We start from the raw sequence: 20,278 nt of genomic DNA, 5'->3' as shown, positions 1-20,278 counted from the left end.
ATTTCAAATTGTATGTTTATTATAGAAGTGTAGTATTAAGAAAGTATTAAGTGTAAAAAAAATATTCAATTTCGGGCGTAATATTTGGAAAAATACTAAGAGGGTGCCAAGCTATAAAAAATAACAAAATACATATCTTTGAAATAAGTTCTCAAAAGATAGAGATCAATTTATGAACTATGCAAAAAAATGAAGAACTGTCGAGCCTTATTGGCCCGACATCAGGAATTTATATTATTATGATCAAAGCAAATTAAAATTTCATAGCTTTTTTATCAGTTTGATCAACATCAATCATTACAAGTTTTAAATGCTCAGGTTCTCTGCCTATCTTGGTGGAAATGTCATCGATTGCTTTCGCTCTCTCTTCCAGTTTGTCTGGCGAAGTGGTTTTAGATTCTAAATCAGTTAAGAGCATATATAACTCCATCGCATTGTCTGCAGATATTCCCAATCCTTCTTGCAGTTCAGAAGGTCTTTTCCTTGCCAAATTAGAGATCAGCTCATCCGTATCAATCTTGTCATTAAATAATTCATTTTTGAATCGTGCAAGCGATTGCTGTTTAGTTCTGATTTCAAGCCGTTCATCTGTGGTTAAACCTACTTTGTTGGTAAAGCCCCAGATTATATTGCCTACCATTCTTGTTATTCCAGCTTCTCTGTCCAGTCGATCCAGCTCTTGTATTCTGTTTTTTCTTGTTTTATCCAGATCGTCATAGTTAGCTTGACATACCTCACGTAATTGGGTAATGAAGACTTCACTTTTGAGTTGCAGTTGTACCATTTGAGGATAGGTTTTTTGTTTTGCAACCAGCAAGTCATTGAGTTTGGGGATATCTTCCCTTAGCTTTTCTGATGTCTTTGACTTATCCAATGTTTTTTCGAGTTTTGCGAGTAACTCAAAATTCTGTTGTATTTCCTTTTCCTGCATGTGGAAAGTTTTAGCTTCCATTTGGCTGATGGAAGCCCGGATGGTATTTATCAAAGAAGAAACCAGGGATTGATTAATGTGCTGTAAGTTGCCGCTTAATTTATCCAAATCAGACAGGTCCAGCGGATCTTTTGATGAGCCGTGTTTTTCGATTCGCTCATTGCGCAACACTTCAATATCGGCAGTTGTATCAAAAAATTTTACTATCTTTGATTTCAATTCAGGCTGATTTTTGGGTTTTTCATTTTCAAGCGCTGACACTTGTTTGGTTACTTCAAGTAAATAAGCATCGGCTAATTTGGTATCGATAACCTGTATTTGTTTTTCCAGTTTTTCAATGTCTGAAAAATCAACTTTATCAGTTCCACTGTGCATCCGTATTTTTTCATTACGTAACACGGTTACTTCTTGTTTCATGTTGCTCAAGTTAGATATGCCTTTCTTGATAGTATCAAGATTGGAGAGTTTTGCTGTTTCAAGCTCGTTAATTTTTTTCGATGTGTTTTCTATCAGAGCATCATAGCGTTCTCTTACTTTCTTTTCATCTGTTACTATCGGGGTAACAACGGCACGTTGCAATGATTCCAGGTCTTGTCTTATATGCTGGGTTTGTTCTCTTAGCTCTCTGCTAATGGTACCCATCTCTTTTTCAGACGGGATTTTTTTGAGTGCATCCAATGCGCCAGCGATGTTTTGCTTTTCCATGGCGTCCTGGCATTGAGTCAAGGCGTCAAGCACCACTTTATTTCCAACCATTTGCTTAATGGCATCCATCTGTCTTTTGGCTTGCCTTGCTTCTTCAAAATTGAAGGCTGACCATTGTGTATCTGATGGAAATGCCGCTAAGGCTTTACTTAAAACAACCGCATCACCCTCCATGAATCCATAAAGACAATTTTCCAAAACAGGGCCGACTGTATTTTTAATAAATCTTTTATATTCAGGGGATAAATCTGTAAATTCCACTGCGCCTAAATCGCTTTGTAAATCGATTATCATATTTAGATCAGGTACTCCCTGGGCTTTTTCAACAGAGCTTTTGATTTCGGCTAACTTTGCAGTTTGCATTCTTAAAAATGGTTCAACTGCATAGCCGCTTTCATGTCGTGGTATAAAGTCTGGGCTTTTTACGGCAACCAAGCTAATCACGTTAGGATTGCCTTTATTCACTGCTATAGGTATCAAGGCAACGTCATCAGGTAAATAGACTGAGTATTCATTCTCACCACCTAAACCAATACCACCGACTCGTTTCGCGTTTAGTAAACCATCTGGATCTTCAATGTCTAATCTTATGTTGTTCTCATTATCCACCCCATTGGTAAAAAATGTTCCGGCATTTTCATCGATCGTGGTACTGGAACATGTTCTTGCCAGTAAATGAGAGAATTGATTGATTTTTATTTGTTGGTAGGTTTTTGCAGAAGGATCAGAAAATAATCCCATAGTAGTATTCGCGATAATTGCTTCAGATTGATTTAATATTTTCTGGGTGATATCTGGTGGTAAACTCATCAAGCCTTTATGAATTTTTGTTGGATGTGTTTGTAACACTTTTTTACCAAATTCAGGTTCTTGAATGTCTGTCAATGATTTAAAAGTAGAGGGTATCATCAGGGCTGAAATCAAAACTTCTTTGAATGAAGAGCCAGTATCTCGTCCCTGAGCGACAGCATTAAGCCTCCTGTAGTACCAGGAACCATCTTGCATCATATGAATAAGAGCCATCTTGATAGAATGTTCAGGGGTTTTTCTTTGATTATGCTTATCAATACGATAATTTTCGGCCCACTCTTTACCAATAGCGCGACGCGAAACGGGCTCTTCTCCTGTCTCATGAAATTCTGTATTCTTTTCATGTTCCATCAGCTTATCTATATTTGATATATCCTTATCATTCAATAAAGATCCTACTATTGCCATGTCGCATTTAGCTAACAAATCACGGAAAAATGGCTCTTCCAGTTTTTGGCCATTAATGAGCACATGATCATCCTGAATGGAATCAGGATTGGCCATGATTTCTCTGATGATGCCAGCCGCAGCTATCTCATCGATATTAGGTTCTCTCCTTGTTATTTTTTTACTCGGTTGAACAGCATCTTTTATGGGGGTGATTTTTGCTTTTTCGTGAACTGTTTGTAATTGTTTTAAACAAAAATCGACATCGTTTTCACACTTTGCCCTGTTTAAAGAGTTCAGTCGATTCATATAATCCATATATCCCATACCTGGTATTCCGCCTTCCAGATGTTTACCAGTACCAGGGAATCGCTGTTGTACCTCATCCAGTTTGAGATATTCATCGACACGCATAAAGCGTTCGTTTCCTTGTAACTGATAAGTAGAAGGGAAAAATGCTAAGGTACCTTGTTTCTCACCTTTTAGAGGTTCATTTCGGATAGGTTGGCCATCTTCACCGATGACATAGCGCCCAAGACCTGCATTCGCGAATGCAAATTGTTCTTTCCCTTTCAGTTTGTAAGTGGGAGGAAAAAATTTTATATTACCTTCTTTTTGCCCCATTTTGGGTGCTTCTCGTACGGGTTTACCATCTTCACCAATGACACAACGGAATTGGCCAGAGGTAACGAGATGTTCTTCTCTATTATTGGAATCAAAGCCTGAAACTGCTTCATAGGTGGCATGAAAAAACTGTCTTTGTATCGCAAAAACAGCCTCCGTTGCCTGAGTGCCTATCCAGAGTTGCATGGACTTGAAATAACTTTCCAGATAGGATTCAGGTGGTTGCTTGACACGAACCAAATCGACCATATGGCCTTGATTAATCAATACATGTGCAGGAGTGGAATCCCAATCTTTGTTTTTATCTTCAATGACCATGGCATAAAAATTAACATCTTCCTGGTCTTTGAAGACATCAGGAATCAGGGTGGATTCATTTTCTTTCACATACTTTAGAAAAGCGTCCCGGCTTTGTTGATGGTATTTGGCATAGTTTTTTTCGGATTCCTCATCGTCTCTTCCTGCGACAAAGAAAGCCTGAGCAATCATGATTTTTTTCAGTTCTTGAGGGGTAACGTCAGCAATAGTACGTCCGTCTTTGAATTTCCCTAATGTTTCACCCCGTAATTTGGCTTTACGTGCTTCTTCAACAATCAATTCAGCATAAGCCATTGTACGTAAAGTATGAGAAAGCCCATGATGTTGTCTGTACACCATTTGCCCACCAAAATTGGCAGGCTCCGATTCAACTGGTCCGGTATATGGTTTTCCCAGATAATTGTCATAGGCGTATTGTGCCGCGGCTTTAACGGTATCATCAGTATATAATGAAAACCCATTCCAAACAGGCACGGATTTATCTTGCAGTGCAGTGGGTTTGACAGGCGTCTCTTTGGGGGAGGAATCTTTGCCCGGAAGAACCAGTGTAGGAATTTCTATCTTTAAATCTTTTTCAGTAGCTTCTCTTAATGCTTTTGCATCTAATTGCTCGTCACCGTGAGGAAATTCATCAGCAACGGCTCGTAACCACCCGGTAATTTTTCGATAACCGTCATGATCAAGTTCATTCCTCATTTCATCGGTAATGGTTTGACCCAGATTCAACAAAGTAGGGGGATTATGTTGATTTAATGCCTGGTGTGCTCTTAAACCGACGGAGGCAACCCAATAGCCGCATAACCCCCTATTTAAATTAGAACCATTAGGAATAACAGAAAGGGTAGATCCCATCGGTAATTGTGCTGCTAAAATATTTTGATAGCCTTCCCCAGAAGCTTTACCCAGTGGGTCAAAGAGATAGTATTGGTTGCCGGGACCTTTGATTAACATAATCCAGTGGCCGGAGTCTCTATGTGGTCCTACCCCGGTTAATACAGGCATAAAACCTTGGTTGTTGAGGGCTACTGTGTTAATCGTCGGCACTCCGTTGTATATGCTACCGCTGGTAATATCGCCATACCCCATGCGTGCAAAAATAGCATGCATACCTTCTTGAGTTAGTTCTACCCCTTCGACATACTTAGGCATTATGGTTTCTCCCAAACTGATATTCTAAAACGTGCAAACAAGCACATTTGTGGAAATAAATATTTCAAATTGTATGTTTATTATAGAAGTGTAGTATTAATAAAGCATTAAGTGTAAAAAATATTCAATTTCGCGAATTGCCTCAAATTACCTGTTGCCGAAAGGAGGAAAGCAAAAATGGGGGAAGTACGTATGGATTTATATTTAAAAACACAGCGTTGGCGTTATCGCCGAGGTAATCGAGAGGTGAAGAAAGGTATCTTGGATGAATTTTGCGAAACGCAAGGTTATCATCGTAAGGCGGCAGCAAGGTTATTAAGACAGTTGCCAATCTCTGATAAAAAGCCTAAAAAACCAGGTAAAAAGAAAATTTATGAGCCAAGTATATTGTTGGAGCCGCTAAAAAAGATTTGGCTTGCTACCGATCAGATGTGCGGCAAGCGCCTAAAAGAGGCTCTGCCCATATGGTTACCGCATTATCACAAACATCATGAGGCCAGATTAGATGAGTTATCTGCTCAATTGCTGGCAATGAGTGTCGCAACAATTGATCGTTTGCTAAAGCCCATTAAATCTCGCTATGGAAAAGGTTTAAGTGGAACTAAGCCCGGAAGCCTTTTAAGAAAACATATTCCGATTAATACAAACCAGTGGGACACGAGCCAAGTTGGTTTTATGGAAGCAGATACTGTGGCACATTGTGGTACTTCACTAATGGGTAATTTTGTCTGGTCGATTACAATGACCGATATTTTTAGTGGCTGGACAGAAATGCGTGCTACCTGGAATAAAGGAGCGACCGGGGTGATGCAAGGTATACAAAACATAGAAGAAAATTTGCCTTTTGAAATCAAGGGGTTTGATTGTGATAACGTACTAAATCTGGAGTCAATAATTTTTTTTGAAAAAAGCAATTTTTTAAATTTTTAGTTTGCAAATCTTATACAGCAACCTCAATAAATCCCAATGGTTTCCATTTTTTATAGGAGTTTTTTAACCATAGTGACACAAGGTCCAGAGCAAATTGCCAGGCCTTTACTGTACTTAAAACAAAATAAAGTCCCAATGGAAGCTCCAAGCATTATCTACGAGGTCTAAGCCTCTACGGCCGCACTGAAGGGATTCTCCCACTGGGTATTACCGATTCATGGTAACATCGATAATTCGTTTCATTTTTAATGATGCCATAAGCCACACGGGCTATTTTGGCAGCAACTGCAGTATAACCCTTTCGTTTTAAATCATCGTTTTGAGGGTCCTGCTTAATGTAATCTTCATATTTTTTTCGAAATGTATTTTCGCGCATTCTAATAGCAACAGTGATGTGGTTCAATTGATTTAGACACTCCGGTTAAGAGAGATGACACAGTTATTTAAACACTACCCTCAAAATCAATTAAACCATGCCAACTTTTATCTTTCTCTTATTTATTCCTCTTTGATCTATTTCTCAATCTTTAGGGTTTGGCGTAAGTCCTGTTAATGCAATATCAGGAGCAGTCGTCTCATTCTCTCTTATTTTCTTTATTTTATCTTTAAATGAATTAGTCGTTTCATGTACAGGTACTGTCATCACAACTTCCTCATCTTTGTTCATTTCGTGTTTCAACTTATTTTTAAATGCCTTAGTCGGGTTTTGCTCCACGATTGGTGTTATCAATGCTTCTACTTGATCTTTTCTTATTTGAGATAATTGTTGCTTAAATGATGAAGCCCTTTCTACCTTTGGAGCTTCCTGTTCTAATTGAACTTTATCAACCAGTTCAGTTTCCTTGCTACTTGCCAGTTTTAATCCAACAGTTAAACTCTCCCTTTCTTGGAATTTTCCAGCAGTTTCTCGGACTAAAGTTGCTGCTTCATCAAATGATTTTTCAGACCTTCTTTCTGTTGTTTCCTCTAAGCCATGCATGTTTAGAAATTGTGCTTGCATATCTTTTTCTAGATCATAAAACTCAGGAGGTGTAAAGGTAAGAGTTGCCGTTGCAGAAACTTCGGATTGAATAATTGCACCGAGATCCAAATGAGTATCAAGAAAATCGATAGGATCATCTTGCTCAATTTTTACTTGATGGTTAGTGAAAACTGACAACACTTTTTTAATACCGGAGATTAATTTGTTTAATGCTGATATTTCCCCTTTAAGCTCAGATACTTTTTCACCATTTTTTTGCAGTTTATCTCGTAATACAACATGCTCTTCTTCTAATTGGCCTAGATGGGCTTTTTTCTGTGACTTAACTTCATCTATTTGTCTTTGAATATCGAGCACTTCTGTATCTAACTTTGTTAGTCTTTCAAAGTTTGCTGAGAAAAATTTTGCTTCTTGACCCTCTACGGGATCGATTTGCGAGGACCTATTTTCTAAAGGTTTATAATGATCCAGTATATTTTCAAGCGCTTTACGCCCAACTAGATAAGCAGAACACTCTCTAGCCATTGAATCCATATCTTTTTTGACAGTACGAACGTTTTGTGTTGTTAAGGTTTGCTTAATTCCTTCATTCATTCGTTCTAAAGAAATAGGGCTTTCAAAATCTAATAGTGTTGCTGGTACATCATAGTTGTGGCGATTTATTTTGCTATTAACCAAAGAGTTAACAGCGGTAAAAAACTCACGTTGCTCCTCTGAAGGAGTATTCGTATTTCCCGCAAAACCTCTTTTAATAAAGTTGGCTATATCACTTCTAATTGCTGCATGATTTCGAACTTTATTAGGGTCTTCATTTAGAAATCCCACCATAAATCCATCTTTACTTGGAGGTTTTTCTCCTAGCGTCAATGAAGAAAATAATCTAGGTACAATACCTGTTTTATCAAGATCCTCTCCATTTTCTGATGCAAATTTTTGCAAGGCTTCAAGGGTTTTTTGATGAAATTCATCTATGGATAAATTTTTACCCGTTATGTTGGTAACCTCCTCTAGGGCAGCAACTAATTTAGCCCATTTATCACTTTTCATCCACGCTTGCTTAAGATCTTGCAACTCTCCCTTTAATAAAAGCTCGATTTTTTCTTTGGACATAGGGGTTGCTTCTTTACTAGCAGCATGTAAAGTTTCCAAAGCTGTTGTCGTTTTATCTCTATAACGTCCTACTGAGTGAAATCGCTCTTCTGCTGCTTTCACTATCTCTTCAATATAAAAATCTACTCTGCTGTTTAACTCTTCAGAAGTCATAGCTTTCTTTTTATGTTCTGCATAAAGTTGAGTTACAGCATGTGCGATAGCCTTATCTAAAGTAGGAAATGTTTTTCCAAAAACTTGAACCCCAAAATCTTTATTATCGCCTACTCTCAATTTACACATTGCACCAATATTTTTAGCAAAATAAGATTGAAAGTATTTTCTGCGATTTATTTGATTTTTCATTCCATCTTCAAAGCCTTTAGAAATATCCACTCTGGCTTGTTCAATAGCTTTTCTTTTTTTCTCCTCAAGCTCGCTGATTTTTTGGTCTGAGTCTTGAATTACTTTATTTTTTCTTGATTTTAGATCTTTTAAATCAGATCGAAGTTCTGATCGCTCTTTCATTGCTGAATCATGTTCTTTTTTAACTTGTTCTATTACAGCCTTAAGTTTAGGATGTCCGACAGGGACTTCTGCTCGTTCTTGTTTGCCCACTTCATCCAATATACGTTTATTTAATTTAGAAGAAATAAACACTTCAGCCCTTTCATCTCCTTTACCAAATGAGACAGTAACCCCTCTTTTTTCATATTTTCCTTCTTTGAATTTTACTTGAGTCTGCTCAATTGCAAACTGAATATCTTGCTGTTTTTCTCCATAAAAACCCCATTTAGGCAAGCTGAAAACACCACCATCTTTAGCTATATTTTTGCTTGTTTCATATTTCATACTTAATGAAGGATGAAGTTGTTTCGGCGTACAAATACCCTCTAGAGATTGTGCTAAAGATTCGATATCCTGTCCTTTCAGTTCATAACGGAATGAGGCAAGACTGACTTTTTTCAAAATTGACTCGTTTAATGATGCAATAGAGGAACCTACCATTGGCTCAAGCGATTCTCCTTTTTTTAATCGGACATCATAAAGACTCCATGGATCTACTGGAGATGATTTAAATAAATTAGCCTCATCCTGGTTAATTAAGATTATCTTCGGATTACCTTCTTCTCGAGCAATAAAATAACGTACAGGAGGTAAAATATGATCTTTTTCTCCTGATACCGAATAGGCAGGACTACATCGAATAGGATCTTCATCTTTAAATAAATGCTGCATGTGAGGTGTTTGACTTGCTAAAACTAATTTGTCAATTTTTTCACTTTCAGATAAATACGCGATTGATGCGGGCTCATCAAGCACTTCATGCTTTCTTAATTTTGCCTCAACTACAACCTCCTCATTGGCCACCTCAGAAAAAGAATGTGTTTGCGTTTGACTTTGACTCTGGCTTTGTGATTGACTTTCGGATTGATTTTCAGTTTCAGATTGTGCCTCAGCCAAAGCACTAGAAGAAGAAGGAATAACAAACTCCGGACTTAATTGAGCCTCGCGTTTTTGGACAATCCTTTTTTCCATTTCGACATAGGGGGCTCTATCGCTTTCTGTAGTAAGAGGAAGTTTAATATTTTCTCTAGCACGATTAACTATATCAAAAACATGATTTAATCGCTTCCCAAATGATTCGTGCAAGTCTTTGACAAAATCTTCTTTTTTTACAGTTCCATAAACTTTACCGTATTTCTCAATTAAATCCGTACTGCCACCAGAGATGAAAGGTGAAATATTATTTAATTCCCGAATACATTCACGAAATGCCTCGAGTTGTTCTTCGGTCATTGGAGACTGAGACATTAATTGAGTAATTTTTCCTTGTTGTTGCAAAATGGCATTTTTAATGATGGAATCTAACTCCATCGTGAATACTGAAATATTATTTAAATTATTTTTCAATTCTTTTTGTCTTAACCAAACAGCAATATCATTACCTGTAAGTGTGTGTTCTTTACCAAGATTAAGTTCATCAATAATCTTTTCACGAACATTATCAGGAACTGCTGTCGAAAAAGACTGTCCTAATGACTTATCAACGATTTTTCTCATCCTCATAATCGCTTGTTTGTAGTCATTATTCGTTACGTTGAAATTCATTGTTAACACCGCATGTGCCTTGTCCATCTGCTTTATATCAGCACCTCGCGAGTGGCTTTGATCATAATAGGTGAAATAACTACCTTTTTGGTCAGACTCAGCAACCATATCTGAAGTTAAATCAACAATTTTTTCTCTTCCAGACTCCTCAAGAACAAGAAGCTTTTTCATATTGGTTACATCATCATAAAAAATTACTCCTTTAAGATTCTTAAGTGTGCTGTCTGAACTTTCTTTTAACTGCAATGCAATCTCTTTTGCTACAGCACGATTAGATGCTTTGCATAAACCACCCACATCAATCAGTGTTCGGGTATTGGAGGTAAAGGAAGCAGCTAACTGTTTGACTAAAACAGTATTGTAATCCTCTCCTTTTTCTGCAAAACTCGTCGTATCCAAGGCCGTAGTAGCTTGGCAATTTTTCCTACCCATAATTCCCAAAGTCATGTTGCCATCAGCGGCAGGATCCAACATATTTTCTTTAAAGTGAGAAGAGGTATCACCAGCGGTTCCTGAAAATCCGATCACAACGTCATCGGTAGTGCCTTGTTCATAACGATTACTATTCGCCTTGCCAGCATCAAATTTTACTTGCTCTTGAATGATGGTACGAGCCAACATTTTACGAAGTGCCGTTGGAGCTATCTCTCCTTCTTTAATTCGCTCCTCTAAACCTGCGAAATACTTTTTGCGCTCTTCATTACGAATCAAGGGATCTTCAATTTCTGCTAATGCACTAATTTCGTTGAAGAGTTTTTTAAATTCAGGTTCTAGATGCTCACCGGAGGAGTCTAAGAAAGGTGCTTCCCCGATACCTTTTCTCATAGAGTCAATTAAAAATTCCAAATGGGGCAATTCATTGATCTCTGTGCGAGGATCAAGATAATATAACAGAGTTGTAATCGCGGTAACTTCTGGATTATCAAATCTTGAACCTTGGGGTTTTGGTGTATTTGCTGCAGAATAAGGAATTGCAATTAATAGAGGGGTTCTTGAATCGTCCCTACCTGTTTTTAAAGCTTCGTAATCATATAATTTAGATCCGTCTTTTGCATTTTCAAACCACACGCCAAAATCGGTACCTGGCTCTTTTTCAGTAAAAATGCTTAGCATAACTGGATCAGAAAGAATAGCGCGAATTAAATAAATTTCTGTGCTGTTAGAAGGAGTGACAGAAGGAGGTTGTTTTTCTTTTAAAGAAGTGATGTATTTAAAAATACTCTCATCGACATCTTCAATACCAAATTTATTAAGTAATACTTTTGCAAGATTTTCGATAGACTTATCTTCTGTTGCACCGATTGTTTGAGTAATCACTTCCAAAGGATAAATTTCTGCAGTATCAAGAGAAATTTTCTCCCCTGCAGTGTAATTAACTTCTGTTGTAGCAGGATCTTGAGTCGCATCAAGTTCATCAAATACGGAAACAGTAGTCAAAGATCGAATTTCATTTAATAAAGAGATACATGCCATTAGCTCTTTTTTCTGTAAAGGCTCATCCGTTACCTTCATTAACATGTCTAGAAATATTTTTGCCTGACACTCCATTGAATTACGTACGCTAGGAGCTTGAACCAGAACCTCTTTATTATCTCTTACTCTATGGTAGAGAGCGAGTCGTTTCTGCAAGTCTGCCTTAGCGTCCTGTAATGATTTGAGACATGGACTATTCTCTCCCATACCCGTTTCAGGATCAGCTGCAATTCGATAACGTTGAAAATCATCTTTAACCGCACGGCGACCAAGAATATTTGTAAGGGTTGTAGACATATCTGCTGTATTGGTTTCAAGTGCCGATTTGGGAACTATGAACCGAACTAGCTTATCACCAGTTTTATACAATGCAACCAAAGGTAATAATGAGGTTTTACCAAATCCCATCCTTGCTTGAGCTGAATCTATTTTATCAGGATCTGTGGCATCATCCAGTAATAATCCACGGAAAATGTTCACTTGACGAGCATTACATCGGTGTCCAAATTCAGATTCAAAAAGTAGAAATGCTCGTTGCATTTTTCGCTCTTCCGAAACTTTTTGAATCTCTTCTTTAGTTGATTTATCATCCAAAGTAGTTTCAGAATCAAGAAGTTTATCTAATTGATAATTTCTGCGCGTATGCAACATAGCAACTGCTGTTGAATCCTGTCCAATTTTGAATTTAAATTGAACATCATTTAAATGATCTAACTCAGTTTTATAATACAGCAAGCGAGTCATACCATTATTCAAAACAATCTCAACTTGTGCTCTATCTTTCTCTGGGAAATCAGCTAGAATACTGCTGTAATCATTTAAGAGATATGCTGCATTTAAATCGGCAAAAGTAATTTTTGAAGAAGCCTTTGCCAGTGTCGATTCAATTTTATCCAATGCTTCTAAATATTCTAAGTTGCATTTATCTTGAGCTTCGGTAACTTTTTGAATCAGTTCCTCTCGATTCTTTTCGTTTACCTTATAACTACCACCATTAACAGCGGTCTGGTACAAAAAGATTTCCAATCTTTCAGAAATTGCATTGGACTGATGCCGTTCGAACCCCAGCTCATTAAGATAACCTGCTATTTTAGCTGAAGAATAAAACTCACTTGGATGGCGTGTTATTTGGTATTTATTCTTATCCTCCATTCCTGGAACTTTACGTATCCATCCTTCTTTTTCCATTAACTTAAACAAATCAGTAACCTGTTCTTTTGTTAATCCACCAATACCAGCATGCTGGTAGGTAACACTAAACAACTTTTCAAATGTATTCGTGTTAAATAGCCCATAATTTTCATAATAATAACCATCTTCTTGAGCTTGAACAGACGATTCGAATCCAGTTATACCCTGTAAACTTCGTTCAAGTTCTACTTGTTCCGGATCGATAAGTGACTGGGGATTATCATGGAGTTTAAATTCAACTAAGGTACGAGCCCCCATAGTTTCAATAGGCATATTTGTAGTTTTGGTGTTGATGTTTATAGGCTTTTTCTCACCTGTATCCACCAACGGCACAGATTTGGTAAATATTTCTTGTAATTCTTTATCAGAAGAAAACTCAGATTGTATTGCCCGCCATAACTCTCCAAATTGGGATAGTGGGGGTTTGCCATGGAGCTCATTAGCTCGTTTTACCTCTTCAGTAAATTCCGTTAACAATTTATTGTACGTAGCTCTGTCCCAATCTCTTAATTTACCAGTTGCAGCCGCACTTCGCTCTAATATATGATGCTGTAACTCCGTACCTATGAGCATAATTAAAGCCAATTGCTCTTCTTTGGATATGGGTGATTTATCTTTATATTGAACTTTAAGATTTCTTAAGTCTTCTAGTTCGTTAAGCTTCAAAGGAAATTTTGGTACACTAGATGCTAATGATTGAGTTAGCACATCTGTTTTACCAGGAATCAAGCCTACATAAAGAATACTCGCGAAATCTTTGGCATGTAAAGTTCCTTCTTTGACATCAAAGACTCTTAGATAATTTGCTTGAGAGTCAGCTTTTTGCAGTGCTTTCTTGCTTTGTAAATAATCTTCTTTAGCTTTTTCATAGTACGTTGACAGTTTTTCTTTATCCTTCTTTCCTCCTTCTCGGAAATCAGTATAAGCTTGTTGCATTTCCTTTCTTAATCTTAAATGTTCTTGTTCAAGAGATTGAATTTGTTTTGAATCAGAAACAAAAACAAAGTTTTCCGGAGTGGTAATATCTCGAATACGAGACTCACATTCCTTAATTTTCTTTTCGAGTTTACTTTTGTTTTGTTTACTTACTAAATCTGATTTGGTAATCAAAGCATGTTCTTCTTTGAGTTTATCAATTTGCTTTTGTAATGAAAGAACCTCTTGAGACTCAGATTCAGTTAATACTCTTTCAGTATGGGCACTTCCTTGATCCATAATGGTTAAATGTTTTCTTGAAGTGTTATCGATTAAATTGTCGCTAATAAAATAATTACTGCCTGATTTATCAGAAATAACATATTTCGAAATTGAAGGTATGTACACTGTATTTGAATCAACACTAATCATTTCTCCCTGTGGAAATACCCGCGACAAATTTTGAATTATGGGTGTGTTTCCTTCGCTATCAAGACTTATAGTAGTTTTATTGCCATTGTGATCTAGCAATTCTCCAGTCCATAACTCTTCATGCTTTGCTAATTTTAAAATAGGCTTAAAATTAGAAGTATATGCATGTATAGTCCCTTTAGAGTCAATAAAGAAATGCTCCGCATTCAATCGGCGCTTTAATGCCATTGGAACTGAATCCATCTTCTCGGGAGAAATATACTGAAGCATTTCAGAAGTACCATCAAAGGTCATTAATTCTCGCTGAATTGTCACCGTTCCATCTTCTGAAGGCATTATAAATGCTTTAATTTCTTTACCTTCAGAATAAGCATATCCACCGCCCAAAGGCCTGAAAGGAAGCTGATTAAGTCCTAATTCATTTACTGCGATATGTGATTGTAAATGCGCAGGCATCATCCCTAATCGATTATTTCCAACATATACGGCACCATGAAGTACATCAAGACTTCTATTACCTCCTAAAGAAATAAATCCAGGTATATCGAATCGTGAGGCAGATTGCGCAAGGATAGGGGGGCCATCGAATTTTTTCTCATTAACATATTTACTGAAAACACTAAAAAACTGTGACTCACGATCCAGGTTACCTGCAAAATTAATGAGATTATCCTGTAATTTATTAATATTTGCTTGGGCTAGAGCCATTTCTCGAGTATATTCAAAGTTTTCACCAAGATTAGCAGCAGTTTCTTCCGTTACCTGATCCAGGAGTAATTGATATGCTAGATTGGAGCATATAACTTTAGAGTAAAGCACATCTAAACGTGAAGCATCTACAGGTTTACTATTTAATGCGTGCTCAATTTGTAATGAAAGAATATTGATTTCTTTTGCAAATCCAAATAGTTTGTCAGTTCCATCCTCATTAGATTCTTTCGTTAAGGTGTCAATAAATGAAAGAAGCGTCTCAGGGGAATGTTCCTCTACTTTTGCAACAGAATATTCTCTAAATGCCTCTGGATCAAGATTAGAGCATCTCAACAAAGCTTCATCTATAAACGCTTGATGAGGTGTTTTTAATGTGCAGGGCTCTACTTCATCATTAAACTCTAACTTTTGAATAAACGTTAAAAGTTGCTGTTTCTCACTAGGTGTTGCATTTTGAAATGCATCTAATAAAGCCCTGGAAAATAATTCTCGTCCCTGAGTACTATTTATCCCATCACTTGATAAAAGAAGTTTAGTATTTGAATAATAGTTAATAAATTGAGAGGCTAACAAAGCTTCCCCGTTACGCATACCCAATCTATCAGCCAGTTTACGCAGATTCGCATCAGCGCCCTCAACTATTTTTTCCATACCATAGGTGGTAATAGCTGCTTGTAATCCTTTTTGTCCTTCATATAATCCCTCAAGACTAACTGGAGATTGATGTAGGGCAACGTCCACTTCTCTTAGTAAATCCATATTTGTAGGTTCAGTACCCCCAGGTGCCAACATGGAGATTTTTCTTGATATGGCCTCATCTACGGGAATAAGCAATCGTTCCCATTGTTTAATGGTAGAATAAAATTTTGAATTAACGGGAGTTTTTTGAGACTCACTTACTTCGATTTGTGATAAGCTCAGTTTAATTAATGCTGATAAGATTTGAGCTCGTTCGTTGTTCTCCAACTTTAAGAAAGAATCGTTAATTAAATTTTCATCGTCTCGGTAACTATCAATTATGTTATGAGCTATTTCCAGGGCTAATTCTTGAGATGGTGGATAGGGTAAACCAAAAATGCCTGATGCAGATGAATGACAAAACTCAGCAATACGTTGAGCTTTATTTTCTAAAGCACTATGCATTTTTAATTTATGAAGGTGAGCAACCACTTCTTTATAATATTGTTCACATTCTTCTCGAGATACTCCCTTAGGCTGAGGAGTTGGATTTTCACGCAAAAACTTTAAGGTACTTCCATCTAATGCCTCTCTTTGTGATTGTGATAAAAATGTTACTTCTGGAGGCACAAACCCTTTAGTTACTAATGAGACTTCATGTTGCGCACTTAAATCCTCGCTTGTAAGTGTAACAGGTTCGGGCGTAACTGTTTTTTCTTTAGATTGAATCCCTTCTTCAAGTTTTTCTAGAACTCTTTTAAATTTAAAGAGTTCCATAAGTTTACTAGCTGCTTGCTTACGTTTTTCATGATACTCCTCTAATTCTTGCTCGCTGATGGGTTTCCATCCCATTTGGACAATTTTACTTTTATCCAGATCTATTTCATAACCGGCTTCTTTTAATGCTGCATACTTGATATTAGCTTTTTGCTCTATAAAATGATGAAATGCTTGATTGATACCTACACTAGGATCATCTCCATATTTTTTCTGGAGATGATATAAACGGTCTTTGCTTTCATGGCTTAGCCAGATATTAAACATTTCACGTACCCATTCTTCTTTAATTTCTTGGGGAATGGATTTTTTACTAAGTTCCTGAGCCTGGCGATCCATCTGCATGTATTTGTCATTCGCACTTTCAAGGGAGGTCAGTGAAACAGTATCCGAAATATTTGTTCCCAATATAATTTGACGCTCAGCTATTTCATTAACTTTTGTTTTAAGCTTTTGATTTAAGCTTTGAATTTCCTGAAATACTGAACCGGGTAAAAATGTATTTTTTCCTTGTTTATTAAATGCAGATCTCTCAGATTCTGTTTGACGATACATGTCTCGATTGCGGTCTTTTTCTGTTCCCATTCTACCCGCTGATAATTCATCCAATATCCGATACTCAGCATTGGCTTGTAAATGACGCCCCACAACTTTTTGTCGGTAATGATTAATTTGTACCATACGGTCATTAATGTGATTTTCAATATCATTTACTTCAAATTCTTTTTTAGTCCTATTTAACTCTCGCTCCACACTCTCAAGCTCTGCCCGTGCATCTAAAAAGGCATGATTTATTTCATTAATCGACTTTAATGCACCTGGAGTTTGGAGCAATTTAAGAGTTTCTTCCGCTTTAGCGATCTTTCTTTTTGTAGAACCGTCCTCCAATTCAAGACTTTTAATCTTAGTAGAAACAGAAACTTCTAGATCTTTCAATCCCTGATTTTCTATTTTAAGTAGTGCCAAACGTAACTCTAAATTATCTAATTTTATAGAACGTTTTCCATTACTGTTTAGTTTTTCTTTTTCAATTTCATCATTAATGAGACGAATATTTTCATCAGAACGTTGAATCATTGGCTCAATTTGCATTTGATGTTTCTTAAGAGAACTAATTGTCTCTTCTAACAATTTACCGGATTTACTTGAACTCTGTTCCACTTTACTTTCAAATGCTTTACGTTGTGTTGGATATACTTCCTTCATGTATCGTTTTTCTATTGCAGGAGAAGTATTACGTAAAGAATCTAAAAGACTAATTACTTTGGGATTAGTTAATGACTCTTTATTTTTAACTATCAATTCAAAAAAGGTGGCCTTATCTATTTCTCTACGTTTTCCACCAACATTGATTTCAATTTTAGTCTCTTCCTGCCTTGTAAATCCGGTAGTAAAATTAACAATATTTGCATTTTCCAGATCTTTTAATGTTACTTTACCGGAGGCTTCTCGTGTGCTTGCATGAGATAAACGTTCTTTTGATGAGCTTATATAGCGCTCATTCACACTAAGTTTTTTAATTTGGTGATTGAGCATTTGCATGGATGCTTTCCAAGCTTGAGCAGATGCATATTCACTAATTTTTCCTAATGCAGTGGGATCAATTTTTCCATCAAGGCCTGTTTTAAAGGGCATTGCCCCGGTTTTCCAATTGTATGAGTTACCTTGGCTACATACTTCTGAAGAAAAAATTTGCTGAATTTCTGACTGGCGATTCCCTTTACTTAAATAGTTATAATAGGATTGAGCATGGCTTGCTATTTTTTCATCAATACGCTGTATAGCTAATTTATTATCATCATTATTGGCTTCAACTAATTTTTCTCTGGCATCAAGTAACGTTTGAAAAAATTTCTCATAATACCCTTTAGTTGGAGGCTCCTTTACCTCACATAAACGCATCGAAATTTCATGTAACTCAGTTGGAGAGAGATATTCTGGCTCAATGTTTTTGAGCATGGTTCTATATTCCATACTCACAAATTGATCTTGGCCTTCTATATCACTTAGCAATTTATCTTTCTGTTCCAACAACATTGCAAGTCTAAATTTCTTATAGACAGGTTTACCCAACTCATATAATTCACAAGATTGTGCTTTTTTGGCAAAACAGTTTGATGTATTTTGTGGATGTTGCAATAAGTCATCAAATTTTGGAGGAGAATCAGGAGAAGCCAGAGATGCAAAATGATCCATATAAACCTTGTATTTTGCTCGTGCTTCTCTTAATGCATACAAACGCTGAAACCAGTTCATATGGCTCATCTCTTCTCGTGTCGCAGTTTGAAGATTTTGGTTTATATGTGTTTGAGCCCAGCCGGCCATTGAATTGGAACGTATTAATCCACTTAAATAATTCAATCCCTGCTCAGAAATCAATTTTTCTTGTGGAACAGTAAATGAGTAAGCGTTACGTCGCATCGCTCCTGTACTTCTTAAACGAGACAGTTTAAACAAACCAAACAAACTTTGGCTAAGCGATGTATTTTCTAAAGCACCGGAGGAATCATAGGTAGACAATTTGAATTCATTTCCTACCTTTTTAATTACAAGTTGCATTGCATGATTTTCTACTCCAGTTTCTAAATACAAAGACTGGCCATCTTGAAGCTTGGCGCATGCTTCTTGTAGGCCTTTGCTGGCTAGCCCAAGACGCTCTTCATATCTCGCTTGCTTGGTTTCAAAGTTTTCAGATTTTTTATAACCTTTTTGTACCGTATCCTTTTCGTACCCCCCCCAAGAATAACAAATAGAAGTTATAACATTATTAATATCTCTTGAGCGCTCCATATTCTCATGATAATGCAATACTTTCTCTTTTTCCTTTTCAGATAGACGCACACCATATTGTTCGAAATGCTCAGGTGAACTTAGTAATTTTTGAACTACTTCTGATTCAAATGCTGTAACAAATTCTGGGTTTCCCCCAGTTGCACAAGCATGTTTTCCTTTGAGTGGGTTAGGTTGTTCTGGTGTATCAGGTATTACGGGCTTAATTGCGTTCTGTATCTTTTCAAGAGCATCATCATCATCCTCTGGTTGAGCTAAAGACTCCAGGACATTATATAGAATCCGATGATTGTCACTTTTTGTGCCGGCCACCATCTGAGATGCCATTACCATCCCAAAGCGAGACATCATGGCCTTTTTCTTACCTTCTGCTGAAAGTTCCTCTGCTTCCCCAACCTTTACGACTCCAGTATTATTGGCTATACGTTGTGCCCCTTCTCTGCGAAGCTCATCTATCTCGCTTTTTTCTTTTTCTGATATTTCCAATTTATAAGGTGTAGGCACTGGTTTAGAACTACTAAACAAATTAGAAACAGATTCTTTAAAATTACTCCACCATGACTTTTCAACCACGGTAGGCCCCTGAGGTTGTACTGGCTTAACCTGTTTCTCAGCCTGCTCTCTCCTTTCAATTTCAAGATCAGAATTAACCTTTTTGATCTTATCAATAATGCTTAGCCATACATTAGCTTCCCATTGCAAATTTTCTTTTTTGCTAATGGAAGAATGCCCAAGATTTTCCTGCTTTCGTCGTTCTATTTCATTTTCTATTGCGAGGTTAAAAGTTTTACTGTGCTCGTCTTTATAAGGACTTGTTTTGCGCTTGAGAATCAATAATTGCTCATCATTTGCTTCCGCTATAAAACGCTTTTGGGCATCGTCGTCAGCTATTTTCCACAAGACTACTGTGGTCAGATTATCATACAAATTTTTCAGTTGGTCGCTTATGTTTTCCAGCTGTTGAGATGCTTGACTTTTTTTAGAGCTTTGTTTAAGATGTCCTTCCGATTCAGCCAAAGTTTGCTTTAAAAATATTCTTCGCTCTGTGTCTTTAATTTGTGGAAGAACTTCAGTGCGTATTATTTTAATTGCATCAACGCTAAGCATTCCAACAAACAGTTCAATTTGATGAGGCTCTAGGTTAGCAAATAAATTTGCCATTTCTTGAGTGTATTTAGGCATTTATAGACTCTCTTTACAATAACGCCTTAACGGCATTGTAGTTTTTCACGACTTTATTGCTTCATTTGGAAGCAATTTTTCTTCTTTATGGA

Annotated in this window: 4 protein-coding genes; 1 reads left to right on the top strand and 3 read right to left on the bottom strand. The window is 36.9% G+C overall.

Annotated elements, in window-relative coordinates; translation table 11 throughout:
- Nucleotides 1-253 precede the first annotated feature (253 nt).
- Nucleotides 254-4,924, bottom strand: a complete 4,671-nt coding sequence (locus EL201_RS10795; RefSeq protein WP_061773174.1) for a SidE phosphodiesterase domain-containing protein — start codon at nt 4,922-4,924, stop codon at nt 254-256.
- 177 nt (nt 4,925-5,101) lie between these two features.
- Here EL201_RS10795 and EL201_RS15760 point away from each other — a divergent pair, with 177 nt between their 5' ends.
- The gene (locus EL201_RS15760) at nt 5,102-5,854 is read left to right on the top strand and encodes a hypothetical protein (RefSeq protein ID WP_192875224.1); all 753 of its coding nucleotides are present in this window, start codon (nt 5,102-5,104) and stop codon (nt 5,852-5,854) included.
- Between the two features lie 172 nt (nt 5,855-6,026).
- Here EL201_RS15760 and EL201_RS10785 read toward each other — a convergent pair whose 3' ends face one another.
- Nucleotides 6,027-6,230 carry a hypothetical protein gene (locus EL201_RS10785; RefSeq protein WP_050598286.1) on the bottom strand — a complete coding sequence of 68 codons (204 nt, stop codon included), beginning with the start codon at nt 6,228-6,230 and terminating at the stop codon, nt 6,027-6,029.
- Between the two features lie 144 nt (nt 6,231-6,374).
- Nucleotides 6,375-20,186 carry a DUF3638 domain-containing protein gene (locus EL201_RS10780; RefSeq protein ID WP_027222261.1) on the bottom strand — a complete coding sequence of 4,604 codons (13,812 nt, stop codon included), beginning with the start codon at nt 20,184-20,186 and terminating at the stop codon, nt 6,375-6,377.
- Nucleotides 20,187-20,278 lie beyond the last annotated feature (92 nt).

Origin of the sequence: Legionella pneumophila subsp. pascullei, assembly GCF_900637585.1 — a bacterium.
GTDB classification, from domain to species: domain Bacteria; phylum Pseudomonadota; class Gammaproteobacteria; order Legionellales; family Legionellaceae; genus Legionella; species Legionella pascullei.
The sequence above is the reverse complement of the archived record's forward strand: the minus strand, read 5'-3'. Positions and strand labels throughout refer to the sequence as shown.

Coding starts and splice junctions, on each gene's coding strand:
- EL201_RS10780 (WP_027222261.1), bottom strand. CDS start 20,186: ATGCCTAAATACACTCAAGAAATGGCAAATTTATTTGCTAACCTAGAG.
- EL201_RS10785 (WP_050598286.1), bottom strand. CDS start 6,230: ATGCGCGAAAATACATTTCGAAAAAAATATGAAGATTACATTAAGCAG.
- EL201_RS15760 (WP_192875224.1), top strand. CDS start 5,102: ATGGGGGAAGTACGTATGGATTTATATTTAAAAACACAGCGTTGGCGT.
- EL201_RS10795 (WP_061773174.1), bottom strand. CDS start 4,924: ATGCCTAAGTATGTCGAAGGGGTAGAACTAACTCAAGAAGGTATGCAT.